Origin of the sequence: Mesorhizobium sp. B1-1-6 (assembly GCF_006443035.1) — a bacterium.
Taxonomy (GTDB): domain Bacteria; phylum Pseudomonadota; class Alphaproteobacteria; order Rhizobiales; family Rhizobiaceae; genus Mesorhizobium.
Map to the genome: position 1 here is coordinate 225,482 of NZ_VFWR01000005.1, position 14,421 is coordinate 239,902.

Sequence of the window (14,421 nt, forward strand, 5' to 3'; positions counted from 1 at the left end):
TCACACCTTCATGTCACGGGTTTCGAGCAGCCCCCTGATCAAGGTTCGCTTGCCGAGTTCTATCTTGAATGCGTTGTGCCGACGCGGCTGGGCCTCGGCGAACGCGGCTTCGGCGGCCTCGGCCGCCGCTGCCTCGTCGAGCACCTTGCCGCGCAGGATCTCCTCCGCCGCTCTTGCCCGCCAGGGTACGGTCGCCACGCCGCCAAGCGCGATGCGCGCCTCGTTCACGGTCTCGCCGTCGAGGTCGAGGGCGACCGCGGCCGATGCAAGGGCAAACGCATAGGATTGCCGATCGCGGATCTTGAGATAGCGCGAACGCCTGGTCCATGCGCCGGCGGGCACCTCTATGGCGGTGACGATCTCGTCGGGTGCCAGGTCGGTCTCGATGTGAGGGCTGTCCTCGGGCAGGCGATGCAGGCTGGCAAACGGAATCTTTCGCCGCCCGTTGTGGCCTTGGACATGAACCGTGGCGTCAAGCGCGATCAGGGCCTGGGCAAAGTCACCGTGATAGGTCGCGATGCAGTTCTCACTGGTCCCCAGCACGGCATGCTGGCGGTTGAACCCGTCCATCGCGGCGCAGCCCGAGCCTGGCTCGCGCTTGTTGCATGGCCATGAGGTTTCGCGGAAATATTCGCAGCGGGTGCGCTGCAGGATGTTGCCGGCAAGACTTGCCATGTTGCGCAGCTGGCCGCTTGCCGCCAGTTGCAGGCTCTCCGCGATCACCGGATACCGACGCTTGATCTCGGCATTCTCGGCCGCGTCGCCCATCCGCACAAGAGCGCCAAGGCGCAGACCCTCACCATCGGTCTCGATCCGCCGCAATGCCGGTTCGGAGAGACCGTTCAGATCGAGCAAGCGTTCCGGCCGGGCGACGCCGAGTTTCATATAGTCGGCGAGATTGGTGCCACCGGCAATGAACTGCGCGGGGGCTTGCGTCGGCGGATGCCTGGTGGCCGAGCGCGAGGCGACGGCGACCGCCGCGGAGAGGCTGGCGGGCCTCTCATAGACGAAAGGATGCATCTCAGGCCCTCCTGATCTGGTCGCGGGCCTGGACGATTGCCGCGACGATGTTCGGGTATGCCGCGCATCGGCAAAGGTTGCCGCTCATATATTCGCGAATGTCGTCCTCTGAACCGGCATGTCCTTCGTGGACGCAGCCGATCGCGGACATGATCTGGCCGGGCGTGCAATAGCCGCACTGGAACGCATCGTGATCGATGAAGGCCTGCTGCATCGGATGCAGGCCGCCATCCGTCGACGCCAACCCTTCGACGGTGGTTACCGCCTTGCCCTCGTTCATCACCGCGAAGCTGAGGCAGGAGAGCACGCGATGGCCATCGACCAGCACCGTACAGGCACCGCATTGGCCATGATCGCAACCTTTCTTCGTGCCCGTCAGGCCGACATGGTCGCGCAAGGCGTCGAGCAGGCTGGTTCGGCTGTCGAGCGCCAGATTGTATGGCTGCTTGTTGATGGTCAGTGTTGTCATGACAGGCTCGTTTGGCTTGGCGGCAGCAGCCGGAGGCTCCTCGGACCTGGCTGTCGAGGCCAGAAGCGGAGTCACCGCAGCCGCGGAGACGGTCGCGGTCATAAAGCTTCGTCTGCTGAGACTGGAGGAGTTTGAGGGAACATGCTCGGACATCGCTGGCTCCGTCGCTCGCTATGTCGCGACCAAACCCCTCATCGGGGCCATTGTTCCGGGCCATCCGCGATAAAACGCACAAGGAAGACGGCTCGCAAGGCAAGCCGCCCGATTTGGATGCAAGGATATGACGGTCCGTTCGAGACCGTGCCCGTCCTCCCCTGGCGAATTTGCAGGCGCGCGGCCGATCCCCTAACAAGGCGCGCGGGCCCTCATTGCTGGCGGGCAATTCCGAGAATATCAAGCGCCTGCGCGGCAGAAGCAATCGGGCGCCCCGTGCGGCCAGCGGCTTCGACGATTGCCGCGACCCGTTCGGCATTGTCGCGGGCGAGGCTGCCATCGGCGTGCCAGAGAGAGTTCTCGAAGCCGACCCGCACGTGCCCTCCCGCCGCGATCGCCGCCGTCAGCGCCAAGGTCTCGCCCCGTCCGAAGGCGCAGACCGACCATACGGCGCCTTCAAGATCATGCGCATCGAGCCCTTCAAGGAAGACATCGAGGTCTTCGGGCCGGCTTTCCTGATCGGCGGCATAGCGTCCAAGGACGAACAGCAGCCGGGGGCTTGTGGGCTCCGCCAGAATGCCTCGCCGCCGCAGATCGATGAAACGGTCGAGATCGGCCCGATCATAGAGAATGTGCTGGACCGCGATGCCTTCCCGACCGGCCCACGCGAAGAAGCGGGCCGGCTCCGCCTCGCCATCGCTGATTATCTCACGCAAGCCGATCGAGACGGAAACCGGATGAAGCGCCCGAACAAGGTCCATCTGTTCGCGTGGCGAATAGAGCCCGATCGCTTCAGTCGTGATCTGGATCGCCATGACGCCCTGCGTCCGCTCCCGGATCGCCGCGATGGCATCCCGGTAAAGCGCGGCGTCAAGCGTGTGCCGGCCTGAAGCATCGCGGACATGCACATGGATGGCGGCGGCGCCGGCAGCGAGACACTGCCTCGCCGTTTCGGCAAGTTCGTCGGCGGTCATCGGCAGAGCCGGATGATCGGCCTTCGTTCTGCGCGCCCCGTTCGGCGCAACCATGATCAGCAACGGCTTCAATTTCATCTCCGGGCCCAATTGGCTCTCCCGCAACGTGGTTTTCCATGCTTCATTTCACCGACTCGCACAGGTAGGACAGCATGAACGCCACCGCCCAAGGGATTTCCGCCTTCGCCACCGCCGCCGAACTCAGCCGCGCGCTCGCCGATGGCAACACATCCTCGACCGAGATCGTCCGGCGCGCGCTGGATCGTGTCGACGTTCATGACAATTCGCTGCATGCGTTCGTCCGGCTGTTTCCTGGGGCTGCGCTCCAGGCCGCCGGCGAAGCCGACGAGCGTCGCAGTCGCGGCGTCTCGAAAGGGCCGCTGGACGGTATCCCTTTCGCGGCCAAGGACCTGCTTGACGTCGAAGGCTATCCGACCCTGGCAGGCTCGAAAGCGCTTGCGGGCGAACTCGCAACCGCCACGGCAACGGCAATCGAACGCCTTGTCGCGGCCGGGATGATCCTGCTGGGCAAGGTGCACACCGTGGAATTTGCTTTTGGCAGTTGGGGGACCAACCCGGTCGCCGGCACGCCCCTGAACCCGCGTGACAGCGCCATCCCGCGCGCGCCGGGCGGATCGTCGAGCGGTTCGGGCGTGGCCGTCGCCGCCGGACTGGTGCCGGTCGCGCTCGGCACCGACACTACGGGCTCCATCCGCAATCCGTCCGCCATGTGCGGAATCGTGGGCCTGAAGACGTCCTTCGGCCTTATCGGGCGCGGCGGCTTGCTGCCGCTTGCCATGTCCTTCGACAGCATCGGTCCCATGACCCGGTCGGTGGAGGATGCAGCCCTTCTGCTGGCCGCGCTCGAGGGTCCCGATCCCGGCGATCCGGCCACCTTTGGCGTGGCGCCGACCTCGCCGCTCGACGGGCTCGAGCGGAGCATATCGGGCCTTCGCCTGCGCATCCCCTCGGCCGTGGACCTTGCCGGCGTAGACCCCGGCATCCTGGACCGCTTCGACTCCACCGTCGCTGAACTGGAGGCGCTCGGTGCCAATGTCGATCGGATGCCGATGCCGCAATCTTACGACACCTACAAGGCCCTGGCCGGCGACATCATGGCCGTCGAAGCCTGGCATCATCTCGGCCGTTACGTGGAACCCGCGGACAGCGGCGTCGGCACGGCGATCCGCATGCGGGTTCTCAAGGGCAGGGAAATCGGCCTCGCCGCTTATCACGAGTTGATTGCAAGGCGCCGAGCCGCGCAGATCGAGTTTCATCGCGATCTCGAAGGCGCCGATGCGTTCCTGACGCCAACGGCGCCGATTACCGCGCCGCCATTGGCCGACATCGATGAGACAACGACGCCGCTTGGGACGTTTACCCGCATGGTGAACCTCCTCGACATGGCAGCGCTCAGCGTCCCCATCGGTCTCGTCAATGGTCTGCCCGCAGGATTGCAGATCGCGGTTCGCCGCTTCCAGGATCCGCTGGCGCTGAGGATCGGGCGGGCGCTAGAGATTCGGCGCGACGGCCTGTTCGAACAGCCGCCGGGCTACGCCACGCCGTAAGCTGCCCGTTCATTCACCGCTCGCATACAGCCAACGTGCGACAAGAGCGTCGGTGTCGGCACCGAAATCCGCGCGCGCGCCTTCGGAAAAAACCGTGCCGTTCTTGACCACATAGACGTAGTCGGTGATGGCAAGCGCGGCGCGAATATCCTGGTCGACCAGCAGCACGGCCTTGCCGAGTTCGCGGGCAAGATCGCGGACGATGTCGTAGATCGTCTCGCTGGTCTGCGGATCGACGCCGGCGGTCGGTTCGTCGATCAGGTAGACCGACGGATCGGCCATCAGGCTGCGTGCGATCTCGACCTGCCGCTGCTGGCCTCCCGAGAGCTGGCCGGCAGGCTGCGCGCGTTTCTCGCGAACGACGGGAAACCGCTCATAGACATGTTCCAGTTTCTCGGTCAGCACCGTCTTCTTCGGCCTGGCATGCCAGAGACCGAGTTTCAGGTTCGATTCGACCGAGAGATGAGGAAAGAGGCTCGGCCGCTGCGGCAGGTAGGCCAGGCCAAGGCCCAGCATCCGGAAGGGCGGGTTTCCGGTGATGTCCACGTCTCGCAGAAGCACCCGGCCGGCACTCGGTTTCAGAAAGCCGAACAACGCCTTGAGAAGCGTCGACTTGCCGGTGCCGTTCGGCCCGACCACACAGGAAATGCTGCCAGGCCAGGCCCTGACCGAAACGTCGCGCAATATGTCGATGTCGCGCGTATAGCCGGCGACAAGGTTCTCGCAGGCGATCAGCGGCGGGGTCGATGGCAGGGAAGCGGTTTCCATTATCGTGCTTCCCGATGCGTTGCGCGGGATCCCGTATAGGCGTGCACGACCTCGGGATTGCGCAGCACCTCGGCGACCGCGCCGTCGGCGATCTTGCGCCCTCGCGCCATCACCATGACGCGCGTTACGACCGACTGGATAGCCTCGAGGTTGTGATCGACAACGACGATGGTGTGACCGTCGCGATTGAGGCTCCTTATGTGCTCGATGATCTCCTCCAGCAGGCGCGGGTGGACGCCGGCGAAGGGCTCGTCCAGAAGCAGCAATCTCGGTTTGAGCATCAGCGCCCGGCCGAGTTCCAGCAGCTTCTGCTGGCCGCCGGAAAGCGCTCTTGCATAACTGTCGGCGAGATGGTCGAGCCTCAGGAAAGCAAGGACCCCACGGGCGCGCTCCTCTGCCGCGGCGCGCCGCTCAGCCGGGTCGGAAAGTGCCGGCACGATCAGGTTTTCCAGCACGGTCATGCGGCGGAACAGGCGGGGAACCTGAAAAGTACGGGCAACACCGCGGCGCGCGAAAAGATTAGCCGGCGAGCGCGCCATGTCGATGCCCTCGACGAGGATGGCACCGCCGTCGGGTTTGAGCGCGCCCGTCACCATGTTGATGGTGGTCGTCTTTCCCGAGCCGTTGGGACCGATCAACCCGACAATTTCGCCGCGGGCCAGGGCAAAGGATAAGCCTTCGACGGCATGGATGCCGCCGAAATGCTTGGCAAGACCACTGACCGAGAAAAAAGCGGTGTCCTTCTCAACCGGCATGGGGTTCCTCGGTGGTAGCAGTTGGAACAGGCGCTTGTTCCCGTGGCCGCGCGCGGAAGCGCGCCCAGTTTTCGACCATCGGATACAGGCCGTTCTGCGCGAAGCGTTGCACCAGGATAAGCGCCAGACCCATCAGCACGAAACGCCATTCGCCGTAGGACCGCAGCGTCTCGGAAAGCAGGAAGACGACGACTGCACCGACCACGGCGCCGGGCAGGCTTTCGATGCCGCCGATCACCGCCATCGCGATAACCAGACCCATCTCCGGCAGGATAGCCATGTTGGGCGTCAGGATGCCGATGAAATGGCCGTAATAAATGCCGGCTATCGCCGCGATCACGCTGGTTACCACGAAGACGAGAATCTTGTAGCGCGTGGTATCCACCCCGCTGGCGCGCGCGGCGCCCTCGTCTTCCCGGATGGCACGTAGAAAAAGACCGACGCGGGTCGCCAACAAGGCATTCATTCCCAATACCGCCAGGACGACGAGCGCAAGGCCGAAATAGTAATAAGGCAGGTCCGATCGACCGGAAAAGAGGCCGGGCACCGGCAAGCCCAGCATGCCGCGTGTGATGTCCTCCTCCGCGACCAGCACGAGGCGGAAGATTTCCGAAATGGCAAGCGTGAAGAGGGCCAGATAAGGCCCGGAAAGCCTCAGGACGAGCGCGCCGATCAGGGCGCCGGCCACGACGGCAAGAGCGATGGCGGCAAGAATGGCAAGCGGCAGCGGCATGCCGATCTGGCCAACGAACAAGGCCGAGGCATATCCGCCCAGCGCGGCAAAAGCCACATGGGCGAAGGAGAACTGACCGGCGAAACCGGCAAGCAGCGCCCAGCTCGCGGCAAGCAGCGCATAGTACCAGGCGATGGCGCCGACGTGGGTCCAGTATGGTCCGACGCCGAGCGGCACCAGCAACGCCACCACGAGCAGAATCGCCTGAGCCGATTGCGAGAATGTTGGACGGATCATTGCCGTGCCCCTATTCCAGCCGCAGATGCGAGCGGCCGAACAGGCCGGTCGGCCGGAAGAGCAACGCAATGACGAGCAGCAGCGCTCCGAACGCCTGCGTATAGGCAAGCGCGCGATTGGGGTCCGGCAGATAGCCGACACCCAGCCCTTGCACCAGGCCGAGCAGGATGCCGCCGGTAATGCTTCCGCCGACGGAACCCATGCCGCCGAGCACGATGATGATGAAGGCCTGCACGGCCGGCAACTCACCCATCGACGGCGACAGGGCGAAGATCGGCGCGATCAACGCCCCTGCCCCGCCGGCAAGCGCCGAGCCGATGCCGAAAGCGATGGTGTACATGCGGCGTGGATCGATACCGATGACCGCGGCGGACTCGCGGCTCTGGCTCACCGCATCGAGTGCCTGGCCAAGCGAGGTGCGCTTCAGGAAAAGCGTCAGACCGACAAGCAGGACGACGGCAGCGACCGCAGCGATCAGCCGGTCGTAAGGCAGGATCAACGGACCGAGGATCAGCGCTCCCGTCATGAAGGACGGCGGCGCCTTGGCGAAGGGACCGAAGACGACAAGGCCGAGATTGGTGATCAGAATGGTGAGGCCGAAGGTGACGATAATGGCGTATTCGTCCTTGCGCTCGACCTTGTCGGTATACATCGGCGCTATGACGAGCCTCTCGAAGAGCACGCCGAAGATGAACAGGGCCACCATCGCGCCGGCGACACCGACAAGCGGCGGCGCATGGAACCAGGCGATGATGTAGTAGGACGCATAGCCGCCCAGCATATAGAGCGATCCATGGCCGAAATTGACGACCTTCAACACCGAGAAGACCAAAGTGAGCCCCGCCGCCGTCAGCGCGAAAATGAGGCCGATGACCAGGCCGTTGACGGCCAGGAGGAGGAAATAGCTCATGGGTTCACATCACCTCGTTGTCGGCCGCCTGTCCAGTGAAGCGGCCGCCGGCGGCTATGGAGCCGCCGGCGTGCCGTTCATTTGCCGGGCATGACCTTGTCGGTGGTGGCCCACTTCTTCGGATAGACGATCGCAGCATCCTCCGGCGCCTGGTTCACGGCCGTGTATTGGATGATCGTGAACGGCACGTCGACGAACTGATGGAAAGCCCAGTCGGGAGATTTGGTGGTCGGGAAGGTGTAGGTGGCGTTCACCCCTTCATATTTGATCTCTTCCAGTGCCTTCACGATCGCCGCGCGGTCAGCCGAGCCTGCCTTCTTGATCGCTTCGACGACGACACCGAACGTGTCATAGGCCTCCATGGCCACGCCGGTCGGTGCCCTGTTGTAGCGTTCGGTGAACGCCTTCACGAATGCTTTGGCCTTGTCGTTCCATTGCGACTTGGGCTGCGCGACGTTGACGATGAGAAGATTGTTGGCGCATTCGCCGTCGACTTCCCACACTTCCTTCTGCAGCAGACCCGAGGAGCCGATGAGGGCCGTTTCGGCAGTCGGTGCGAGGCCGAGCTGGCAGGCCTGCTTGACCAGCTGATACTGCGCCTGTCCGGCGATCACCATCTGGATCGCATCAGGCTTCGGGCTCTGGTTCATCAGGCGCAGCAGCGCGGGCGTGAAATCCTGCTGGTTCAGGTCGATCGTTGCCAGCGTATAGGGGACGTTCTTGGCCTTCAGCTCATCGGCGATGACCTTGGCCCCGCCCTGGCCGAAGTCCGTGTTTTCGGCGATGATGGCGATGTTCTTGAAACCTTGCTCGACCGTCCAGTCGGCCGCCTTGACGTAAACGAGCGAGTTGGCCGGAGCGAGACGATAGACTTCCGGATACTGCTTGGCCGTGATGGCATCCGCCCATACGTCTGTACCGACCCAGGCGACGCCGTATTTGTGCGCCTCCTCGATTTCGGCGAGGGCGACCGAGGAATGGAATTCGCCGAAGATTGCGGCGACGTTGTCCTTGGTGATGAGCCGAACCGCCGCCGCGCTGCCGTCGGCCGGCTGCCCTTTGGTGTCCTCGTAGCTCACCTTCAGCTGACGGCCGAGCACGCCGCCGGCCTTGTTGACCTCGTCAACTCCGAGCTGCACCGCCCATTGCATCTCCTGGCCGCCGGAATAGTTGCCGGGCGGCGACAGCGGCCCCACCCAGCCTAGCGCGATTGGATCCTCGGCCAGAGCCGGTGCGGCTGCGAACGGCAAGGAAGCCAGCGCGAGTGCCGCCAGCGCTCCCAAATGACTGGATATGGTCTGTTTCATGCGAATTTCCCCTGTTCTTGTTTTCTGATTGAATGAAACACTACGCTCATTTCTGGCAGATTGAAATATTCATTGCAGCTCGTCAACGGCCGGCGTAAATTCGCGCCATGTTGGAACCCGCCTTCCGCTCGCGCCTGCTCGAGAGTTTCGAGACGATGCCGCGCCAGCTTCGCGCGGCGGCGCAATGGGTGCTCGACAATCCGCGTGACGTTGCCCTCCTGTCGATGCGCGTCCAGGCGCAGCGCGCCGGGGTGACCCCGGCATCGATGACGCGGCTTGCCCAGCGCATGGGCTTCGACGGCTACGATAGCCTGCGCGACCTCTACGCCGAGCAACTTCGCCGCGGCGAGAAGGAGTTCTTGGGCAAGGCCGAAGCATTGATGGCGCGGCGGAAGCGCGGAGGAGACGGCGCGCTGGCCTTCGAGCTGGCCGAAACGCTCGAGCGCCATATGGCGAAGCTTTGCGATCCGGCGACGCTGGAGGCGGTGACCCGGGCAGCCTCGGTGCTGGCAGGCGCCAAGCGCATCTATGCGCTGGGCTATCGGTCGAGCTACCCCGTCGCCTGCCATTTCGCCTACGTCTATGGCCTCGCCGGCGGCGCGGTGCGTCTGCTTGACGGCGTCGGCGGAACCGGACCTGATCCTTTGTGGGAAGCGGGAGCGGGCGACGTGCTTTTGGCGATCAGCGTCAAGCCCTATACGCGCGCCGCCGTCGAACTCGTCGATTATGCACGCAGCCGCGCGCTCGAAATCGTGGCGATTACCGACAGCGTGGTCTCGCCGCTCTTCAACCGGGCGGGCGCCGTCATCATCGTGCCAACCGAGAGCCCGTCCTTTTTCCACACCATGGCGCCGGCCTTTGCCATCGCCGAAACGCTGGCCGCGATCCTGGCGGCCGCCGCCGGCGATCGCGCGCTGGCCGCCATGCGCGACGTCGAACGTCAGTTCGACACCCTTTCCACCCATATCTACGAAACCAGGCAACGGTCATGACACATATCCTCCATCGCCAGATCCACCACGACTATCCCGTTGCCGTCGGCGGCGATGGCGTCACCGTCATCGACAGCAAGGGACGCCGCTATATCGACGCCTCCGGCGGCGCGGCCGTCTCATGCCTTGGCCATCAGCATCCGGCTGTTCTTGCCGCGATGCATGCCGAACTCGACCGGCTCGCCTATGCGCATAGCAGCTTCTTCACCACCCGGCCGGCGGAGGAACTGGCGGACGAACTTGCCGCTCACGCGCCGGGCGATCTTCATCACGTCTATTTCGTCTCCGGCGGATCGGAAGGCATCGAGACCGCCCTGAAGATGGCGCGGCAATATTTCGTCGAGCGCGGCGAGCCGCAGCGCCGCCGCTTCGTGGCCCGTCAGCAGAGCTATCATGGCAATACGCTGGGCGCGCTTTCGGTGGGAGGCAACGCCTGGCGCAAGGCGCCGTTCGAGCCCATGCTGATCGAAAACCATCATATCGAACCATGCTATGCCTATCGGCATCAGCGGCCGGATGAAGGCAGCGAGGCCTACGGGCTGCGCGCCGCCGATGCGCTTGAGACGAAGCTGCAGGAACTCGGGCCGGAAACGGTCATTGCTTTTGTCGCAGAGACCGTGGTTGGAGCGACTCTCGGCGCCGTGCCACCCGCACCCGGTTATTTCAGGCGCATCCGCGAGATTTGCGATCGCCACGGCGTGCTGCTCATCCTCGACGAAGTCATGTGCGGCATGGGTCGCACCGGAACACTGCATGCCTGCGAGCAGGAGGGCGTCGCTCCCGACATCATGGTGGTCGCCAAAGGACTCGGCGGCGGCTACGCCCCGCTCGGCGCGGTGCTGGCGTCCGAGCGGATATTCGATGCCTTTTCGCAAGGCAGCGACTTCCAGCACGGTCACACCTATATCGGCCATCCGCTCGCCTGTGCGGCCGGCCTCGCCGTGCAGCGGGTCATCGAGCGTGATGGTCTGATTGCCAATGTCGCGGCGCGAGGCGCCACGCTCGAACGACGGCTGCGTGAGCGCTTCGGCAACCATCACCATGTCGGGGACATTCGCGGGCGCGGCCTTTTCCAGGGCATCGAACTTGTCGCGGATCGCTCGGCCAAGGCCCCGTTCGATCCGCGCCTGAAGGTCCATGCCCGGATAAAATCGGAAGCGATGCAGCGGGGGTTGATGGTTTATCCGATGGGCGGCACCGTCGATGGGCGGGCTGGCGATCACGTCCTGCTTGCACCGCCATTCATCGTCGACGACGGCACGGTCGATATTATCGTCGACCGTTTGGGCGACGCCGTCGATGCCGCGATCGGCAGCATTGCGATCTAGCACACGAGACGCTCACCGACCGGGACTATAGTCCGATCGGCATCAGCCCCGACCTGGCCTCACAGTGCCGCGCCAGACCATCGGCGCGTGGCAGGTCAGGCGACTGCCGGCGCCTGCTTCCTCGCGCGAACCGGCGGCCAGTCGCACGGCGTGCGTGGCAATCTCCTCAATCGGCGGCGCAAAGGTCGTCAGCCGGTAGGAAGCCCAGTCAGCCTGCTCGATGTCGTCGAAGCCGGCGACGCAGAGATCGCGCGGGACGTCGACGCCGAACTCGTGGCGCGCCGCGTCCAGAAAACCGCAGGCGATCAGGTCGGTCACGCAGAACGCCGCATCCGGTCGCTGCCGGCCCGACAGCAGGCGCCTTGCGCCTTCTGCCCCAGTCGCATAACCCGTGCGGCCCTCGCGCCACTGGATCACCTCCAGCCGTTCCTTCCGCGCCGCGGCAAGAAACGCCGTCTCGCGCGCCACCAGACTGGGCGTGCCGGCTGCCGACGTCACCAGGGCAGGCCTGGTGCAACCGGCACGAAGAAAGGCGTGAAGTGCCGCCTCGGCGGCGGCGGCGTTGTCCACGCCGATGTTATGCGGCCCGTCGAACTGGTCGTCGCGATTGATCAGGATCAGGCGCTGCCCGTTCTCGAGGCAGGTTCGGATCAGCTCCTGCGGCGGCGTGCCGGACAGCACGATCGTCGCATCGGCACGGTAGTTCAGCGTGTTGCGCAGCGCCTGGTCGACATGGTGGCTGGGGCCCGACGTGTTGAAAACCATGGCCACTTTGCCGGCATCCCTCAGATGCTGTGTCAGCGCCCGCAGGATACGGGCTTGGTAGGGCGTGTCGCCATCGGCGACGACAAGGCAGACGATGCCCGTCGATGCCCGCATCAGACCGCGCGCCAGGTGGTTGACGTGATAGCCGAGCTGCTCGGCCGCCAGCAGCACCCGCTCCCGGGTTTCTTCCGAAACGCTGGCGCCGGGCGTGAACGTGCGTGACACGGCCGAGCGCGAAACGCCGGCAAGGTCCGCGACTTGCTGGGCACTGGAAAAGCCATTACGGCCTCTTGGCGTCGTCATGCACACTCCCACTGCCGTTTACCGATTCCTTGCACGCACGTGCAGCATAGCGCAAGCCGGTCACAGGTGTCACCGCCGCCCTTGACACACATGCGTAAATGAAACAGCTTTGCACAGCCGTGCATGAAGCCGGCGCCGGAGGCTACCTTGCCCATTTCTTCGCAGACCGCATCGGAGCTGCCATTGCCTGGACGGACAGCGTGAACAGCATGGCGGTGCAGCCGAAAGCCAGCCGGATGTCCGAAGCCGAACTCGACAGGCGCGCCGATGTTTGCCGGCAACTGCTCTTGTCGTCGGGAAACATGGCGATGCAGGGCTACAGCCAAATCGACGCAGCGCAGCCTGTGGAGATGAAGGGGCCGCAGGATTTCCTGACCGAGACCGACGGCAAGGTCGAGCATCACATCCGTACGACGTTGGCCGCGGCCTTTCCCGAGGACGGGTTTTTGGGCGAGGAAACCGGCGGCAGCGGCGGCTCTGATCGCATGTGGGTCGTCGACCCGATCGACGGTACGGCGAATTTCATGCGCGGCATTCCGCATTTCTGCGTTTCGATCGTCTTCGTTCAGAACGGCCGCAGCGAGATCGGCGGGATCGCCAATCCGGCGATCGGGGAGGTCTATTTTGCCCGCCGCGGGCACGGTGCGACGCGCAACGGCGCGGCGATCCATGTTTCGCGCACCCAGGCCTTCGACCGCGCCTCCGTGGAGTTCGGCTGGTCGCCGCGGATTCCCAACCGCGACTATCTGGACAAGGTGGCCCTGGTCTGGTCGCTGGGCGCCAATGTGCGCCGCTCCGGTTCGGGGGCGCTGGGCCTTGCCTATGTGGCCGACGGCCGCTCGGATGCCTATGCCGAGCTTCATATCAATGCATGGGACTGCCTGGCCGGATTGCTGCTGGTCGAGGAAGCCGGCGGGCGCGTCAACCGCTTTCTCGACGGCGACGGCATGGCGAAGGGCAATCCGGTGCTTGCTGCGGCGCCGGGTGTGGCGGCGAGATTGTCCCAGGTGATCGGAGTGCCGCTCGACGACGAATAACCAATTCCAGAGAGCATGAAAGGGAGGAATATCGATGAAAGGTCCATTTGATCGCAGACAAGGCAGGACGTGGCTTGGCCTTGCGGTGCTGGCCATTTTCGGTCTGGCCGGCGGCACCCATGCGGCGGATCGCAACCTCGTGATGTATTGCGGCGTCGACGAAGCCTGGTGCCGGGCCATGGCCACGACCTACCAGAAGGAAACCGGCGTCAGCGTCGACATGACCCGCATGAGCGCCGGCGAGATCTATGCGCGCCTGCGGGCCGAGAAGGACAATCCGCAAGCCGATATCTGGTGGGGCGGCACCGGCGACCCGCATCTTCAGGCGGCGGAAGAAGGTCTCACCCAGGAATACAAGTCGCCGCAGCTGACGAACCTGCGCGACTGGGCTTTGAGGCAGGCTGAACGCGCCAAGAACCGCACCGTCGGCATCTATCTCGGCGCGCTTGGCTACGGCTACAACGAGGAAGACCTGAAACAGCGCGGCCTGACGGCGCCGGCCTGCTGGGCGGATCTGGTCAAGCCCGATTTCCAGGGCGAGATCGAGATGGCCGACCCCAATTCCTCGGGTACTGCCTGGACGATGCTGGCGACAATCGTGCAGCTGATGGGCGAGGACAAGGCTTTCGACTATCTCAAGCAGCTCAACAAGAACATCGCCGAATACACCAAGGCGGGCGCCGCACCTGCGCTCGCCGTGGGCAAGGGCGAGACGCTGGTCGGCATTTCCTTCCAGCACGACGTCATCAACGCCGCCAAGCAGAATCCGGCCGTCAAGGTGGTCTCGCCCTGTGAAGGCACCGGCTTCGAGATCGGGTCGATGAGCATTGTTGCCGGGGCCAAGCATATCGACGAGGCTCGGAAATTCTACGACTGGGCGCTGACGCCAGACGCGCAGAAACTTGCGGCTCCGAACGGCAGCTACCAGATCCCGTCGAACACCGGCACCCCGGTGCCGCCCGAGGCGCCGGACCTCAGCAAGATCAAGCTGATCGACTATGACTTCGCCAAATATGGATCGTCAGCGGAGCGCAAGCGGCTGTTGAAGAAATTCACCGATGAGGTCCGCAACGGCGGCTGATCTGGTCCGTACGGCCGATCC

Annotated in this window: 14 protein-coding genes; 5 read left to right on the forward strand and 9 right to left on the reverse strand. The window is 64.5% G+C overall.

What is annotated here, in order from left to right:
- The 3 genes from FJ979_RS12455 to FJ979_RS12465 form a co-directional block, all read right to left on the reverse strand.
- Positions 1-1,020: a xanthine dehydrogenase family protein subunit M gene (locus tag FJ979_RS12455; RefSeq protein WP_140498388.1), complete on the reverse strand. Its 1,020-nt coding sequence runs from the start codon at positions 1,018-1,020 to the stop codon at positions 1-3.
- A 1-nt stretch (position 1,021) separates the two neighbouring features.
- On the reverse strand, positions 1,022-1,642 hold the full coding sequence (locus FJ979_RS12460; protein WP_140558654.1) for a (2Fe-2S)-binding protein: 621 nt from the start codon (positions 1,640-1,642) through the stop codon (positions 1,022-1,024).
- A 212-nt stretch (positions 1,643-1,854) separates the two neighbouring features.
- Positions 1,855-2,688, reverse strand: a complete 834-nt coding sequence (locus FJ979_RS12465; RefSeq protein ID WP_224519174.1) for a 3-keto-5-aminohexanoate cleavage protein — start codon at positions 2,686-2,688, stop codon at positions 1,855-1,857.
- Positions 2,689-2,768: 80 nt separating this feature from the next.
- Here FJ979_RS12465 and FJ979_RS12470 point away from each other — a divergent pair, with 80 nt between their 5' ends.
- On the forward strand, positions 2,769-4,184 hold the full coding sequence (locus FJ979_RS12470) for an amidase (RefSeq protein WP_140581235.1): 1,416 nt from the start codon (positions 2,769-2,771) through the stop codon (positions 4,182-4,184).
- A 9-nt stretch (positions 4,185-4,193) separates the two neighbouring features.
- Here FJ979_RS12470 and FJ979_RS12475 read toward each other — a convergent pair whose 3' ends face one another.
- From FJ979_RS12475 to FJ979_RS12495, 5 genes are all read right to left on the reverse strand, one after another.
- Positions 4,194-4,952 carry an ABC transporter ATP-binding protein gene (locus FJ979_RS12475; RefSeq protein WP_140498392.1) on the reverse strand — a complete coding sequence of 253 codons (759 nt, stop codon included), beginning with the start codon at positions 4,950-4,952 and terminating at the stop codon, positions 4,194-4,196.
- Entirely contained in the window at positions 4,952-5,707 is a 756-nt protein-coding gene (locus tag FJ979_RS12480) for an ATP-binding cassette domain-containing protein (protein WP_140498393.1), read from the reverse strand. The genes FJ979_RS12475 and FJ979_RS12480 overlap by 1 nt, the downstream gene beginning before the upstream one ends.
- Complete coding sequence (locus FJ979_RS12485) at positions 5,697-6,677, reverse strand: branched-chain amino acid ABC transporter permease (protein ID WP_140566420.1); 981 nt, start codon at positions 6,675-6,677, stop codon at positions 5,697-5,699. The genes FJ979_RS12480 and FJ979_RS12485 overlap by 11 nt, the downstream gene beginning before the upstream one ends.
- 10 nt (positions 6,678-6,687) lie before the next feature.
- Complete coding sequence (locus FJ979_RS12490; RefSeq protein ID WP_140524813.1) at positions 6,688-7,587, reverse strand: branched-chain amino acid ABC transporter permease; 900 nt, start codon at positions 7,585-7,587, stop codon at positions 6,688-6,690.
- Positions 7,588-7,664: 77 nt separating this feature from the next.
- Complete coding sequence (locus FJ979_RS12495; RefSeq protein WP_140524814.1) at positions 7,665-8,894, reverse strand: ABC transporter substrate-binding protein; 1,230 nt, start codon at positions 8,892-8,894, stop codon at positions 7,665-7,667.
- A gap of 107 nt (positions 8,895-9,001) precedes the next feature.
- Between FJ979_RS12495 and FJ979_RS12500 the strand changes: the two genes are divergently transcribed.
- Both FJ979_RS12500 and FJ979_RS12505 read left to right on the forward strand, forming a co-directional pair.
- The gene (locus FJ979_RS12500) at positions 9,002-9,886 is read left to right on the forward strand and encodes a MurR/RpiR family transcriptional regulator (RefSeq protein ID WP_140581238.1); all 885 of its coding nucleotides are present in this window, start codon (positions 9,002-9,004) and stop codon (positions 9,884-9,886) included.
- On the forward strand, positions 9,883-11,214 hold the full coding sequence (locus FJ979_RS12505) for an aspartate aminotransferase family protein (RefSeq protein WP_140581240.1): 1,332 nt from the start codon (positions 9,883-9,885) through the stop codon (positions 11,212-11,214). Before FJ979_RS12500 ends, FJ979_RS12505 begins: the two co-directional genes overlap by 4 nt.
- 42 nt (positions 11,215-11,256) lie before the next feature.
- Here FJ979_RS12505 and FJ979_RS12510 read toward each other — a convergent pair whose 3' ends face one another.
- Positions 11,257-12,282, reverse strand: coding sequence for a substrate-binding domain-containing protein (locus FJ979_RS12510; RefSeq protein WP_140581243.1), 1,026 nt, complete (start codon positions 12,280-12,282; stop codon positions 11,257-11,259).
- Positions 12,283-12,518: 236 nt separating this feature from the next.
- On the opposite strand from FJ979_RS12510, the gene FJ979_RS12515 reads away from it, so the two are divergent.
- On the forward strand, positions 12,519-13,319 hold the full coding sequence (locus tag FJ979_RS12515; protein WP_181172228.1) for an inositol monophosphatase family protein: 801 nt from the start codon (positions 12,519-12,521) through the stop codon (positions 13,317-13,319).
- A gap of 34 nt (positions 13,320-13,353) precedes the next feature.
- Complete coding sequence (locus FJ979_RS12520) at positions 13,354-14,400, forward strand: ABC transporter substrate-binding protein (RefSeq protein WP_140581246.1); 1,047 nt, start codon at positions 13,354-13,356, stop codon at positions 14,398-14,400.
- Positions 14,401-14,421 lie beyond the last annotated feature (21 nt).